Here is a 12,616-nt window from a genome sequence, read left to right as displayed (position 1 = left end):
TGTAGTAGTAGGGAAAAAAAAAATTGAAAAAAAAATTGAAAAAAAAGAGCGGGACCAGGGGGCGCGCGGCCGGCACTGACACGTCAATTAAAGCCCTCAGAGCGATTATTTTTTTTGCGCTGTCTGTGGCAATGCTATAAGCCTGATTGGTAAATACGCGCCGCCGCCTGCTTTTATATCAATCTTTCCTACACCCAACTAAGGGAACACTATAAAATAATCCTAATTTGTGATTTTTATTTGGGGCATTCAGCCTAAAAGTTCTTATTTTGTGACAAATATTAACAAAATGAGCAAAATTAAATTCGATTACGTAGTTGCCGAAGAGGTAGCTGTGGAGGAACTAAAAGATTTTATTGAAGAGATCACTGTAGAGGAGATCACCGCCGAAGAGGTTTTATCCTCTTACCCTCAGGTAGTGAAAGCAATTAGGTTCGGCTTGTTATTGCTAAATGGCGATGACTCCAGCAAGAAACCTGAATACACTTTACGGGAGCCGATATTAACCGAGACTGGCGGTGTGGCATACGCTAAGCTCGATATCAACACCCGGATTACATTCAATGAAAAGAAACGCCTGGCTAAAGGCCTTAAAAAGGGTGATGACATTGAAATAGGCGGCCGCCTGTTAGCGCACAGCACCGGCTTAACTACCTCCCTCCTGGATAAGCTTAGCCGGTTTGACTTTAAAGTGCTGGAACAGTTATTCACCGTTTTTGTGTAGCACCCAACGACCTCGAGGGGTGCATAAAAACTATCGCGCTAAACTTCAGCTGGGCAACCCCCAGCTATATTGATACGATGTATTGCGATGCTACGGACCACCATGGCCTTTTATACTGGTTTGAGGTGGTCCGGGAGCAGCAAGAGCAATTTAACGAAAGCATAAAACCAAACTCAAAATGAAAAATACTATAGGCATATCGCCCTCTTTAATGGGCATGATAGAGAGGCAGGATAGGCTATTAAAAATGGTCCCCAAGGTATTGGTGCCACCAAGCAACCCGATAGCGGAACATGTGTTAAAAAGCCATGCCCGGCTTGAAAAATTTATAACTGGTCCCGCGACTGCAGCAGCAAAAATAGCAGGCGTGATACCTGCCTGTTACATTACTAAGCTATAACCATGGGCAGCGCGTTAACTGTACCCACCATCTTTACCGCGGTTGATAAATTTACCGGCACATTGTTTAAAATGCAAGGTGGTTTATCAAGGTTCGGCAAAAAGGCAAAAAGCATCAGCGATGCATCGGCCAACGTCGGAAAAAAAGCTGGCGTTGGCGCGCTGGCCATTGCGGCGCCGCTTGCCGTGGTAGCTAACTCTGCTATAAAGTTTCAGGACCGGCTTGCCGATATCTCGAAAACTACGGGCCTGGTAGGCGCTGAATTGGATAATTACGGGGCGCGCATTTTAAAGAGTTCAAAGTCTACCCGCAGCAGCATTGATGAACTACTTACTATAGGCGAGATAGGCGGGCAGCTCGGCGTAGCATCGAATGAACTGGAGAAATTTACCGAGGCATCCAATGTATTTAACGTTGCCCTTGGATCTGATTATGGCGGGGTAGAGAACGCCATTACTCAGGTAGGAAAAATAAAAAGCCTTTTCAAAGAGACGCGGGGAATGGATATCTCCGACGTTATCACAAAATCGGGTTCGGCCATCAATACCCTGGGCGCGGCCGGTAGCGGTACCAGCGCCAACATAAACGATTTTATATTGCGAATGGGTGGGTTGCCTGATGCAATTAAGCCCAGCCTGCAAACTACCGCGGCGTTAGGAGCGTTCTTTGAAGAGGCGGGGATAGATGCTCAGATCGCATCAGGCGGGCTATCTAACTTCTTTTTAATTGCCGCTAAGGATATGAGCGGCTTTGCGAAGCAGATGGGTTTAAGCACTGCCGCGGCAAAGCAGCTATTCACAACAGATCCGACCGGTTTCGCTACAAAATTTTCGCAATCCCTCAGTAATCTAAGCCCGGACCAGCTTGCTAAGCGCCTTAAAAAGCTTAAAGTAGGCACACTGGAAACGATAAAGGTTATTGGGGCATTGGGCACAGGCACCGAGCGCCTAACGGCCTTACAATTGGCTTCAGCAGATGCATTCGAAAAAGGCACATCACTGTTAACCGAATACACCACCAAAAACAACACCATCGCCGGTAAGATAGCCCAGGCAAAAAATAACTTTGAAGCGTTCAGCATTACCCTGGGCAATGATTTACTACCGGTGTTGGGACGGCTGCTCGATCAGATTCTACCAGTGATAAGCGGCGTTGTATCATGGGTTGAGCAAAATCCGGAACTTGCTACAACAATTTTAGAAGTGGCCGCCGGCATATCTGCGTTTTTGGGAGTGGTGTCTGTGGTTTCAGGCGTTATAAGCGCCGCCACGGGCTTAATATGGCTTTGGAACCTTGCCTGGGGTGCGAATCCTATCGGAATTATTATTTATGCCGTGGTGGGCTTAATTGCTGTCGTTACTACCTTGATAGCAAAATGGGACGACTGGGGCGCGGCTATCTCCGTATTTCTTGGTCCGCTGGGTATGGTAATAAGCTTTGCAAAGGAATTATACGACAATTGGTCCATGGTAACCAAAGCCTTTGAAGATGGCGGTATATGGGGCGCAATTAAGGCTATAGGAAAGATATTCTTATCGGCGATACTTCACCCCGCAGAGCAGCTATTAAGCCTCATAGGCAGGATTACAGGCTGGGAATGGGCAAAGGACGGTGCAAAGAATATTTACGAGGCCCGGGCAGCCCTTGGTGTGGACATGAAAGGCAGCAGCGTTGATAGGCCTAATTACGTTATCCCGCCGCCAATTCAAACTGCTCAGATCAATGAGCAGCGTAAAGCGCGAGAGGAGCAACAGGCCAAAGGCAATGCGCTGCTCGGACAGTTGGGAATAACAGTGATTGATCCCAAGGGATATGTTAAGGATGTAACGTCTTCACCAGGGCTTAAGCCTGACATAAAGACATCCAGCACCCTCGGCGTAAGATAACCACCGGCTAACGCCCCTTGCTGAGCTCACAGCGGCATAGTACTGCCCGCCTCCATGGTCCAATTGGTCGGGTAACAAGGGGAGGCCACAATACCAACAGGGGAGGCAAGGCACCCTCCCCTGCATGCTAACATATTTAGCATGGGTCCTGTGACGAGTGTTTTATACCCCTGCAATACGTTGCGCATCCCCGCCCGTGAATAGTCACGCATTTTTTTTGGCTGTTATTGGATTGTTATTTTGGCTGTTATTTTGTTATCAGGCTAAAGACCAAAAACCGCCTGTAAATGTATTTAAACGCCGTTTTTGGGTCCTTTTAATCGAAAATAACATTTCAAATAACAAGTGCGGGACCACTTAAACAGTAAAGGCAGGGACCACCGCCCCTGCCTTTACTTAAAATATACCCTCCTGGCCCTTAATTTACACCCGGTTGCTGCCGGTGGGGGTAGAACTCAGGGAATATAAATTCTTTGCTATCGTATGCTTGGTCCAGTTTCTCATTAATGAATTTATATTGCTGGCTGAGTGTGTGGAGGTACTCCTTATGCTCCAGGATACTGGCCACCAATTCAAAAAGGGTTGAGAATAAATAAAGGGTATCGGCGCTTTTATTTGGGCGATGTGCCGTATATACCTTAAAAACCTCTGTTAACTGGTAGAAATTTACGCTCTCACTACCCCATATCATTTCAATGTTTACAAGCGTATCGAGTAGCTGCGATACCCTTAAAGAATGGCCTTGAAAGGCACCATCGTCTATTACCGCTGCGTGGTCGGCTATTGGCTGCTGCGCGTATTTGTATGCCTTAAACGCTGCGCGTACTGTTTTCCTGTCCTTTTTTTGAGTGTTATTGTTGGTTTCCATTGTTGTAAAGAATTGCAGCCCGGCACCATGGCCGAGATATTAAATAATTGATTAGTAGCCCGGGCGTGGCTGCCCGGGCAAATGCGGTGGTGTTAAATGTTAGTTAACGTTGTGCTGTCCGGCGCGGATAGACTGTAAATAAGCCGCTACAGCGCCCTCTAAATTTTCATCGAGGTAGGTATCAATATCAGCGGTACCGGCATCCTGTACGTGGCAACCGGCGTAATCTGAACTATCAAAGCAATACTCATTCATTCCCTCGGCAGCAACATACGATTTAAGGGTCTGCAGAGCGATGCTAATAGACAAGCCCGCATCGTTTAGAAAGTATTCAACCTCTACAGCGCTGCCAATGATCACGGCGCTATCCACTTCGTAAACTGCCTTAGCAGGGGTTGCCGTGCGGGTTACTGTGTTAACTTTTTTTGAAGATGTGATACCGGCACCAGCTGGGCGGGTATTGTTAATGATTGTTAAAGTGTTCATTTTATTATTTGTTGGTTTGCATTAGCTAAGGTACAACTAATAGTAATAAAAACAAATAATATATTATATTTATTTCACATTTGTTTCACGTTGTTTAATTTCATACATTTGGGAATTAAATTTATCACATGGCTAAAACAGTAAAAACAAGCTACACAGATAGCGAATTTCGACAGCTTATCAGGGATGAGGTGCAAAATGTACTTAATAGTATGCCAGGGATGCCAAAGATTGAAACAAATGAGGGCTACCTATCGGTATCGGAGGCGGGAGAATTGATAAAGCTAAAACCGGGCACTATCTATAACCTGGTTAATCAAAATAAAATCCCCTATCACAAATCGGGCAAGAGGGTATTATTTAAGCGGTCCGAGCTGGCAGCATGGCTAATAACAGGTGAAGTGCATTCGAGCGAATAAAGCCGGGGCCTGCAAACCAACAGTGTGTGAGCACTATTAACACGTTTCCAAAACGCTGCCCCGGCGATGGTAAAGGTAAGCATTTATGTACATTAGGGCATATAGTCCCCTAATGTACATTTACTATGATTGAGCAGCTTGAAACCATCATAAAGCTTTTGACCGAAATAAACGACAAGTTAACACCTGCAGCACCGGCACCATCCTACCGCCAGGCAAAAAAGCTTACCAAAAAGCAGGAATTTCTACAAGAAGTTATGGCCACAGTTGAGGCCCGCTACCGAAAGGACGAGATTAGAGCGGAAAAAATGTTTGCTCCCGAGATAGCGGAATTAGCTAAGCGTAAACATAACCCGCCAAAAACCAAGTAGAATTATTGAATATTGCTATATTACAGGCTTAAACCTTAATCCAATGGCAAAAATTTATCAGATCGGCGCGGCAGCGCTACTACTATCCCTTGTTTCATGCTCCAGTACTCAGGTATCTTACGATACGATAGTCAAGGGAGACAAAGTGTATAAAATAGTTGATAACGAATTGATGTTTGTAGGCGACCTGGGCAGTGCCGATATCAAAAACATCAAAGATGCTCAGCCTAAACCGGTGGATCTTGGCGTGCGCGACCTGGGATTTTATAAGCCCGGCGTAAAGGCGGCCTTAACCGGAATTTACCGCGGTGCCACATTTTACTATCGGCTTAAAATAACCGGCATTGAAACTACACCCTCATACGGCTCTATAGAAGTTGAATTTTTCGACGAACACAAATTTATCATATCCTCTACCACGGTCCCGGTCGGGCAGCTTGTAAGGTTGGTGGATGATGCCGGCCGTTTAGAATGGTACGAATACAACGGCAAGGCAGATATTAACCCGGCTCTAAAAAGCGCGATAAGCGGATTCTCCATCGGGACCAGCATGCCGGTAGAAAAGTAACAGGAAGATTTGTATATTTACAAAGTAATCGGGAGTACCTGTATTATTTTATTCGCCATCCAAAGCAAATAATTACGTAGCGTCTGGCCTAACAGCGGCGCAACTGCCTACACGGAGATAGGATCAGCTCCCATCTTATGACTGGCGAACGAATCTCCAACTACTGCTTTGATTCGTGGCGTTCATAAATGGGCCTGCCGTACTCTACTTTATGCCCCGTACCCTCCCGATTACTGATATAAATATACCTAATTTATAGCGGATTACACAACTTTTCGAGCAAAAAAATCGCTTAAAAACACACTTTTCTTTAAAATTTTAGTGGGACCAGCTGCAAGCCGATAGGCAATTAAAAGGCGGCGTTAACCGGCATAAGAATAGGTGGACTGATTTGCCAATAAATAGCCTGCAATATCAGCATCAATCAATATTCCGCACAAATTCCGCACAAAATAAAGCAAAAAACCCCCTCTACGCTGTGTAGAGAGGGTTTGGAGTGATCCCGCTGGGACTCGAACCCAGGACCCCAACATTAAAAGTGTTATGCTCTACCGGCTGAGCTACGGAATCATCCTTTTCAACTTGTGTTTCGGTAGTGTTACCGTTTCCGTTTAAAGTGGTGCAAATATACGCCGATTATATATTCCCTGCAAACCTTTTTTACATTTATTTTTAATAAATTTTTAAGGCTTTCATTATCAGTATCTAAGGTTTGTAAATACCTATTTTGCCGCCATCACCTGCTAACAAAACCAGGTTTCCGTGCTTAGCCCTACGGCAAACGTTGTAACTTTTGCCATCAATTTTAACCCATTTTCTCCCATTATCGGTAGATAAATTAGTTCCGGACGTACCCGTTGCAAGAAAAATATCACCCGTAAGGTACTCAACGCAAGACTGATAACCCGCCGGACTAACCTCCGGAAAACTACCTTTATTGCCCGCTTGCTGTTTTGGGAATAAATAAGCCACAGAATCGGCAACAGCGTCTTTTGAGTAGTTTCCACCAACAATTACCGACCCATTTTTAGAAAATGCCACCGAAAATGCACCCCGGCTGGCCGCACCATTGGTAAGTGGCACTACAGATGCCTGCCATTTTATATTATTTATGGGCGATGTTAGCAAGCGGCTAACCCCTCCCCCGGTTACAATACTTATCGACTTACCATTTACCCTTAAACACGTTCCGCTGGCGGCAAAGCCCCCTTCGTTTGGTAAAGCATCGGGGGCACCGGCAAGCTCCGACCAGGTATCGCCGCCATCTTTGGTTTCCAGCAGTAAAACTTTCCCTTTAATTGCATCGCCCATAATGAAGCCATGCTTTTTATCTGCAAAATCCATCGCATCTAAAAAATAGGCGCTATCTGTTTTATTGTATTTCTCCTGCCAGGTGTTACCGCCGTCTAAGGTTTTTAAAATAACCGCCGGGGTGCCCGAGCTCATAATAATGGCTTCTTTGTCCGAGAAGGCTTCAATATCCCTAAAGTCCGATTTCTCGTACCCTTTTATTTGCTGCCAGGCCCAGGTTTTGCCCCCATCGGCACTAATGCCAATATTTCCGCGGCTGCCGCTTACCCAAGCTACGTTATCATCAACTACCGATAAGCCGCGTATACTTGTTTTGCGCTCTTGCTGCACTAACTGAACGGTTTGTGCTTTTAAATTTGCGCTTGTGCATAACAGCGCTACCAATAATGTTTTGAGGATAGTACTTGTTTTCATGTAATAGGAGCCCAAATTTTGCTTGGAATGCCAATATAGCCACGATTTTTCGAAAGAGTACCCCGTTTTACCATCATTTTACAGGGAAAAACTTAAAGTAATAAGCTCCAAAACGTAAATTCCTCTTTTTTACATTTATTTTTCTTTGGATGCCGTAAACGCTTATATTTGCAACCCGCAAGTGATAAACGCGCGGAAAATTGTTCTAAAATGCCCGGATGGCGAAATTGGTAAACGTTGCGGTCTCAGAAGCCGTTGAGAATTGTCTCTTGAGAGTTCGAGTCTCTCTTCGGGCACATCCAATAAAAGTCTTGAGTAAAAAGTAAAAAGCCTTAAGTTGGTTTTACTTTCTACTTGAGGCTTTTTACTTGTAATAATGCCCAGGTGGCGAAATTGGTAGACGCACCATCTTGAGGGGGTGGCATTCGTAAGGATGTACGAGTTCGAATCTCGTTCTGGGCACTTCAAAAACGGCTATTTCAGCCAAAAAACACACTTTTCTTCTACAAGCTTTTAAACCAGGTGTAAAAACGGGTGTAAGAAAAATCTAAAACTAAGCCGATACCTGTAGCTTTAAATTAGCAATTAGGCTACTTGTAATCCCGGTTTCAGCATATCGTGCACATCAACCTGCAGCGCGCCGCATAGCTCTACAAAGCGCTCAACGGTAACTGATGTATAACCCAGTTCCAGTTTACTATACGCGTTTTGCGACATATTGAGTTTGTACGCAATATACTCCTGCGTGTAATTTAGCTGCAGGCGGCGGCTGCGAATGGCCATCGCCAATAGTTTTCCGTTAAACATTTAAGATTGATTTATAGGTAATAAACTAAGCAGAGCAGGGTCAGTATTTTTACATAGATACGGCATCTGCGCGGTAATAGTTTTTACTTATAACTTTTAACAGTTGCCTACCTCTCATCAGCCGGAAGATTGCTGCGATAACTCTCCAACATATCTATCATATCTATCTCCAGGGCTTCGCACAAAACAATGAACTTCCCTAAGGTTATGCCTGTTTGGCCCAGTTCAAGTTTACTGTAAGCGTTTTGCGACATCTCCAATTTCCCGGCCACATATTCCTGCGAATAGTTCAACCCCAACCTACGCTCGCGAATAGTCATCGCAAGCACTTTCCCATTATATTTCATATCCGTTACACAGCACAGGGGGGTCGCCTATGCTTATCCAATAATTAAATGCAGGCACTATCGACTGCATCCTTATTTACGGATTTAACTATTAGATAGTTTCTATAATTTTAATTAACAATTAACAACTAAGTGTTGTATAGAAGATAATCGGGTAACACTTAAGTTACAGCCTACCTTCGTATCTTAACCCTATGCTAATATATGGCCGGGCTGTTCATTATACATTTGCCGGGTAAACATTAGTATTTACTCCATGAATTCGAGAAGAGATTTTTTAAAGAAGGCAGCCCTGCTATCGGGCGGTGCGGCTGTGGTAAATATGCTGCCTCCGGTTATTCAGCGCGCTATGGCTATCAACCCTGCTGTAGGCAGCACCTTTTACGATGCCGAGCATATTGTATTCCTGATGCAGGAGAACCGCTCGTTTGACCACCAGTTGGGTATGTTGCAGGGCGTACGCGGCTTTAACGACCCGCGTGCCATAAACCTGCCCGATAAAAATAAAGTATGGCTGCAAACCACTAAAGGCGGCGATACCTACGGCCCGAGCCGCCTGAATGTAAAGGATACCAAAATTGCCTGGATGGGTTCGCTCCCGCATGGCTGGACCGACCAAACCGATGCCATGAACGGCGGCAAATACGATAAATGGCTGCACGTAAAAATGGCACGCAGCAAAGCTTACAGCGAAATGCCGCTTACCCTGGGCTACGGCGAACGCGAAGACTTTCCGTTTTACTATTCCCTTGCCGATGCCTTTACCGTGTGCGACCAAAATTTTTGCTCGAGCATAACCGGCACACACAGCAACCGCCACTATTGGATGACCGGCACCGTACGCGAAAAAAACACACCCGAAGGCATTGCCCATTTGTGGAACGTAAGCAATTACGAATACCCTGAACTGGAATAGAGCACTTTCCCCGAAAGGCTGGAACAACATGGCGTAAGCTGGAAAGTGTACCAGAACGAAATAACCATGGGCTACGGGCTAAAAGGCGAAGAATCGGACTGGCTGAGCAACTTCGGCACCAACGTGCTGGAATATTATAAGCAGTACAACGTGCGCCTGCACGAGGGCGGCGTAGCCAACCTGCAACTAAAAAAGGAAAGCATTGCCAAACAAATAGCCGAACTGGAAAGCGCTACCGACGAGCGTGCAAAATCGAGGCTGGCAGCGGCCAAAAAAGTACAGGCCAACATAGAAACCGCCATCGCCAAGTACACCAAAGAAAGCTTTGTAAGCCTTTCGCCAACGTCACAAGCGCTTAACACCAAAGCCTTCAGCACCAATATTAAAGACCCGGATTACCATAACCTGGAACTGTTTAAATATACCGACAATGGCACCGAGCGCGAGCTTAACCTGCCCAAAGGCGATATTTTCCACCAGTTTAGAGAGGATGTAAAAAATGGCACCCTGCCAACAGTATCATGGTTGATGCCGCCAGCCAACCTGTCCGACCACCCGGGCGAGCCATGGTTTGGCCCGCAATACGTGAGCGAAGCCATGGAGATATTACTGGATAACCCCGAGACCTGGAAGAAGACCATCTTTATTGTTACTTACGATGAGAACGACGGCTACTTTGACCATGTGCCGCCATACGTAGTGCCCAACCCTTATAAAGCCAATACCGGGAAAGTATCAAAAGGTATCGACCCTAAAATGGACTTCGCCACTAAAGAGCAGCAAACCGACCCATCGGGCAATGGCAGCAGCCTGCGCGAGGGACCTATAGGCTTGGGGTATCGTGTGCCTATGATCATTGCCTCGCCATGGACACGCGGTGGCTTTGTATGTTCGGAAGTATTCGACCATACTTCGTCTATACAATTTGTAGAGCACTTTTTGGCAAAGAAATATGGCAAGCAGGTAACGGAAGAAAACATAACCCAATGGCGCCGTACCATCTGCGGCGACCTTACTTCGGCCTTCCGCCCTTATAACGGCGAGAAGGTTAACCGCCCGGTATTTCTGGATAAAAAAGCCTTTATAGAAGGTATACACCAGGCAAAATTCAAGGATGCCCCCGGCGATTTTAAAAAGCTAAACGCGGATGAATTGGCACAGATAAATACCAATCACCAGTCGTCGCCTTATTTCCCTAAGCAAGAAAAAGGCACGCGCAATGCTTGTGCGCTGCCATATGAATTGTATACCAACAGCCTGTTCGACCATGCTAAAAACACCCTTAACTTAAGCTTTAAGGCAGGCAACAAAGTGTTTGGCGCAAAAGCAACGGGCTCGCCGTTTAGGGTTTACGCCATGAACCCTTACCAGCAGGAAACCCTGCGCGTGTGGGATTACAGCGTAGCGCCGGGCGATACCCTTACCGATGAATGGAAGATCAGTGATTTTGAGAACGGCCAATACCACCTGCGCGTTTACGCCCCTAACGGCTTCTACCGCGAGCTAAAAGGCGACAGTAAAAACCTTTTGGTAAAAGTAAGCTGCAAATACGAAGCAAGCCGCATAAACACCGGCAAACTGACCGGCAACATTGCAGTAACTATTACCAATAGCGATAAAACAGCGCACACCGTTACCCTTGCAGATAACAGCTACAAAACGGGTAGCATCAGCAAAACCATTGCTGCCGGTGCCAGCACAACCATTATTGTAAATCTCAGCAAAAGCCACAACTGGTACGACCATAGCGTACGCGTAAAAGGCTTCGATAATTTTGAAGAGCGTTTTGCAGGACGAGTGGAAACCGGGGCCGCAGGTAAAACGGATCCTTTGATGGGTGGGGTTGTGTAATTATCGGTTTTTAAAAAATCATCCTTCCGCAGGGTCCTTTTGCAAAGAGACCCTGCGGAGACGGGATAGGAATAATATCTCCCGCAGGGTTCTTTTTCAAAGATGCCCCGCGGGAATACCTAAAGTTAGAAAGTACCTATGGCCTCGTCCTGTTAAACGTATAAGCAAAGTTTTCGTCGCCCGGCATCAGGTTGCGGTTTCTGTCGAGGAAAAAGAGGACGTTATCATCGCCTTTTAAGATGTAGATACTCTTCTCTGGCTTGTCGGGGTCCAGTTGATAAACTATGGCATTGGGCCTATCTTTTGTGCCACGGATTATGGCCCATTTACCCTCGCGAGCCGGGTTGCGGTATACGATACCTTCAAAGTGGTAAGTCGTAGGAGCCTTTGTTACCGAATCCTGGTAGAGTATCAGCCGCCATTTTATTTTAAAACATTCGGGGCTAACGGTTATCTGCAATTCTTTTGCCATGCCCTGGCAGGGGCTGCGCCCATCAAATACCCCTACAACAGAAGGGCCGAAAGGCAGTTTTTTAAGCGAGGTGGTTTTCTCGGGAACATTACCTTCCACTTCGGTTTGTGCAAAAAGAATGGCCGGGACCATCCAGATCAATATGATCAAAAATATCTTTTTCATTGTTTTACTCTGTTTAGTGTATAGCTCCATCCTCCGTTGCCTACCATCAGGCTGCCATCGGTATAAAGCAGATGTATGATATCATCATTCATTTTAACGAAACTCAGCACATGGCCTCTACTTTTGGTTACTAATTGGTAAACACCGGCCTCCGGGTTGGCTTTGGAACCTTTTGTTAGTTGCCAATTCCCCTCTACGGAGAATGCTTTGCCACCGCCTATAAAACCGGGGCCCCCCTGTTGTTGCATGCCGTAAACTCCGGTTAGCTTAAACCCGGCGGGCTGCTTTTCCTCGTTGGTATAAAGTACCAATTGCCAGCTTACCCGCTCGCAATCGGCGCCGGAGGCTATCCCCAATATTGGCTTTATATAATTGCCGCAGGGGCTGTTGCCTTTATACGTTTCGGATGTGGACATCTCCACCGTAGGGCTTTTTAACGCCATAAGCAAACACAAGCCTGCAGCGGCGATGAGTAACAGGGTAAGTTGATGCCTTTTCATAAGGGAACGGGCTTTGTAATTGGTTAGATGAATTTACGGCAAAATGGCTTGAATAAAAAAGATGATTGGGGTAAAAGTAGAGGAACGGAAAGGAAAGTAGATGAATGGTAA

At 45.9% G+C, this 12,616-nt stretch carries 15 protein-coding genes and 3 tRNA genes; 10 read left to right on the top strand and 8 right to left on the bottom strand.

The genetic code is table 11. The features are described from left to right. Positions 1-289 precede the first annotated feature (289 nt). From BC343_RS27395 to BC343_RS27385, 3 genes are all read left to right on the top strand, one after another. A complete protein-coding gene (locus BC343_RS27395; protein WP_078350995.1) occupies positions 290-724 on the top strand; it encodes a hypothetical protein in 435 nt (144 codons plus the stop codon). A 178-nt stretch (positions 725-902) separates the two neighbouring features. Beyond that, positions 903-1,124, top strand: coding sequence for a hypothetical protein (locus tag BC343_RS27390; RefSeq protein WP_078350994.1), 222 nt, complete (start codon positions 903-905; stop codon positions 1,122-1,124). 2 nt (positions 1,125-1,126) lie between these two features. After that, on the top strand, positions 1,127-3,010 hold the full coding sequence (locus BC343_RS27385; protein ID WP_078350993.1) for a phage tail tape measure protein: 1,884 nt from the start codon (positions 1,127-1,129) through the stop codon (positions 3,008-3,010). Positions 3,011-3,428: 418 nt separating this feature from the next. Here the strand turns inward: BC343_RS27385 and BC343_RS27380 are convergent, their stop codons facing one another. Both BC343_RS27380 and BC343_RS27375 read right to left on the bottom strand, forming a co-directional pair. After that, positions 3,429-3,878: a hypothetical protein gene (locus BC343_RS27380; protein ID WP_078350992.1), complete on the bottom strand. Its 450-nt coding sequence runs from the start codon at positions 3,876-3,878 to the stop codon at positions 3,429-3,431. Between the two features lie 99 nt (positions 3,879-3,977). Continuing rightward, entirely contained in the window at positions 3,978-4,364 is a 387-nt protein-coding gene (locus BC343_RS27375; RefSeq protein WP_078350991.1) for a hypothetical protein, read from the bottom strand. A gap of 128 nt (positions 4,365-4,492) precedes the next feature. On the opposite strand from BC343_RS27375, the gene BC343_RS27370 reads away from it, so the two are divergent. The 3 genes from BC343_RS27370 (at position 4,493) to BC343_RS27360 (ending at position 5,722) form a co-directional block, all read left to right on the top strand. Continuing rightward, the gene (locus tag BC343_RS27370; protein ID WP_078350990.1) at positions 4,493-4,783 is read left to right on the top strand and encodes a helix-turn-helix domain-containing protein; all 291 of its coding nucleotides are present in this window, start codon (positions 4,493-4,495) and stop codon (positions 4,781-4,783) included. A gap of 125 nt (positions 4,784-4,908) precedes the next feature. Then, entirely contained in the window at positions 4,909-5,154 is a 246-nt protein-coding gene (locus BC343_RS27365; RefSeq protein ID WP_078350989.1) for a hypothetical protein, read from the top strand. A 43-nt stretch (positions 5,155-5,197) separates the two neighbouring features. Then, positions 5,198-5,722 carry a hypothetical protein gene (locus tag BC343_RS27360; RefSeq protein WP_078350988.1) on the top strand — a complete coding sequence of 175 codons (525 nt, stop codon included), beginning with the start codon at positions 5,198-5,200 and terminating at the stop codon, positions 5,720-5,722. Between the two features lie 497 nt (positions 5,723-6,219). Here the strand turns inward: BC343_RS27360 and BC343_RS27355 are convergent. Together BC343_RS27355 and BC343_RS27350 are read right to left on the bottom strand one after the other, a co-directional pair. Beyond that, a tRNA-Lys gene (locus BC343_RS27355) sits at positions 6,220-6,292 on the bottom strand. A 135-nt stretch (positions 6,293-6,427) separates the two neighbouring features. Beyond that, complete coding sequence (locus BC343_RS27350) at positions 6,428-7,447, bottom strand: YCF48-related protein (protein ID WP_078350987.1); 1,020 nt, start codon at positions 7,445-7,447, stop codon at positions 6,428-6,430. Between the two features lie 212 nt (positions 7,448-7,659). On the opposite strand from BC343_RS27350, the gene BC343_RS27345 reads away from it, so the two are divergent. After that, positions 7,660-7,743, top strand: a tRNA-Leu gene (locus BC343_RS27345). An 82-nt stretch (positions 7,744-7,825) separates the two neighbouring features. Beyond that, positions 7,826-7,909, top strand: a tRNA-Leu gene (locus BC343_RS27340). 123 nt (positions 7,910-8,032) lie between these two features. On the opposite strand, the gene BC343_RS27335 is transcribed toward BC343_RS27340, so the two are convergent. Then, entirely contained in the window at positions 8,033-8,254 is a 222-nt protein-coding gene (locus BC343_RS27335) for a helix-turn-helix domain-containing protein (protein ID WP_078350986.1), read from the bottom strand. A 107-nt stretch (positions 8,255-8,361) separates the two neighbouring features. Next, complete coding sequence (locus tag BC343_RS27330) at positions 8,362-8,601, bottom strand: helix-turn-helix domain-containing protein (protein ID WP_078350985.1); 240 nt, start codon at positions 8,599-8,601, stop codon at positions 8,362-8,364. 256 nt (positions 8,602-8,857) lie between these two features. Here BC343_RS27330 and BC343_RS31735 point away from each other — a divergent pair, with 256 nt between their 5' ends. Continuing rightward, complete coding sequence (locus BC343_RS31735; protein WP_238381885.1) at positions 8,858-9,517, top strand: alkaline phosphatase family protein; 660 nt, start codon at positions 8,858-8,860, stop codon at positions 9,515-9,517. A gap of 45 nt (positions 9,518-9,562) precedes the next feature. After that, positions 9,563-11,368, top strand: a complete 1,806-nt coding sequence (locus tag BC343_RS27325; protein WP_238381884.1) for an alkaline phosphatase family protein — start codon at positions 9,563-9,565, stop codon at positions 11,366-11,368. A 136-nt stretch (positions 11,369-11,504) separates the two neighbouring features. Here BC343_RS27325 and BC343_RS27320 read toward each other — a convergent pair whose 3' ends face one another. Further along, positions 11,505-12,005 carry a copper resistance protein NlpE N-terminal domain-containing protein gene (locus BC343_RS27320; RefSeq protein WP_162276956.1) on the bottom strand — a complete coding sequence of 167 codons (501 nt, stop codon included), beginning with the start codon at positions 12,003-12,005 and terminating at the stop codon, positions 11,505-11,507. Next, positions 12,002-12,505: a hypothetical protein gene (locus BC343_RS27315; protein ID WP_078350983.1), complete on the bottom strand. Its 504-nt coding sequence runs from the start codon at positions 12,503-12,505 to the stop codon at positions 12,002-12,004. Before BC343_RS27315 ends, BC343_RS27320 begins: the two co-directional genes overlap by 4 nt. Positions 12,506-12,616 lie beyond the last annotated feature (111 nt).

Origin of the sequence: Mucilaginibacter pedocola (assembly GCF_002013915.1) — a bacterium.
Lineage (GTDB): Bacteria > Bacteroidota > Bacteroidia > Sphingobacteriales > Sphingobacteriaceae > Mucilaginibacter > Mucilaginibacter pedocola.
This window is presented reverse-complemented; position numbering and strand designations above follow the sequence as displayed.

Bases quoted from the DNA above. Each gene is read 5' to 3' on its own strand.
- BC343_RS27395 (WP_078350995.1), top strand. From the start codon at position 290: ATGAGCAAAATTAAATTCGATTACGTAGTTGCCGAAGAGGTAGCTGTG.
- BC343_RS27330 (WP_078350985.1), bottom strand. From the start codon at position 8,601: ATGAAATATAATGGGAAAGTGCTTGCGATGACTATTCGCGAGCGTAGG.
- BC343_RS27385 (WP_078350993.1), top strand. From the start codon at position 1,127: ATGGGCAGCGCGTTAACTGTACCCACCATCTTTACCGCGGTTGATAAA.
- BC343_RS27375 (WP_078350991.1), bottom strand. From the start codon at position 4,364: ATGAACACTTTAACAATCATTAACAATACCCGCCCAGCTGGTGCCGGT.
- BC343_RS27335 (WP_078350986.1), bottom strand. From the start codon at position 8,254: ATGTTTAACGGAAAACTATTGGCGATGGCCATTCGCAGCCGCCGCCTG.
- BC343_RS27365 (WP_078350989.1), top strand. From the start codon at position 4,909: ATGATTGAGCAGCTTGAAACCATCATAAAGCTTTTGACCGAAATAAAC.
- BC343_RS27350 (WP_078350987.1), bottom strand. From the start codon at position 7,447: ATGAAAACAAGTACTATCCTCAAAACATTATTGGTAGCGCTGTTATGC.
- BC343_RS27370 (WP_078350990.1), top strand. From the start codon at position 4,493: ATGGCTAAAACAGTAAAAACAAGCTACACAGATAGCGAATTTCGACAG.
- BC343_RS31735 (WP_238381885.1), top strand. From the start codon at position 8,858: ATGAATTCGAGAAGAGATTTTTTAAAGAAGGCAGCCCTGCTATCGGGC.
- BC343_RS27360 (WP_078350988.1), top strand. From the start codon at position 5,198: ATGGCAAAAATTTATCAGATCGGCGCGGCAGCGCTACTACTATCCCTT.
- BC343_RS27320 (WP_162276956.1), bottom strand. From the start codon at position 12,005: ATGAAAAAGATATTTTTGATCATATTGATCTGGATGGTCCCGGCCATT.
- BC343_RS27380 (WP_078350992.1), bottom strand. From the start codon at position 3,878: ATGGAAACCAACAATAACACTCAAAAAAAGGACAGGAAAACAGTACGC.
- BC343_RS27390 (WP_078350994.1), top strand. From the start codon at position 903: ATGAAAAATACTATAGGCATATCGCCCTCTTTAATGGGCATGATAGAG.
- BC343_RS27315 (WP_078350983.1), bottom strand. From the start codon at position 12,505: ATGAAAAGGCATCAACTTACCCTGTTACTCATCGCCGCTGCAGGCTTG.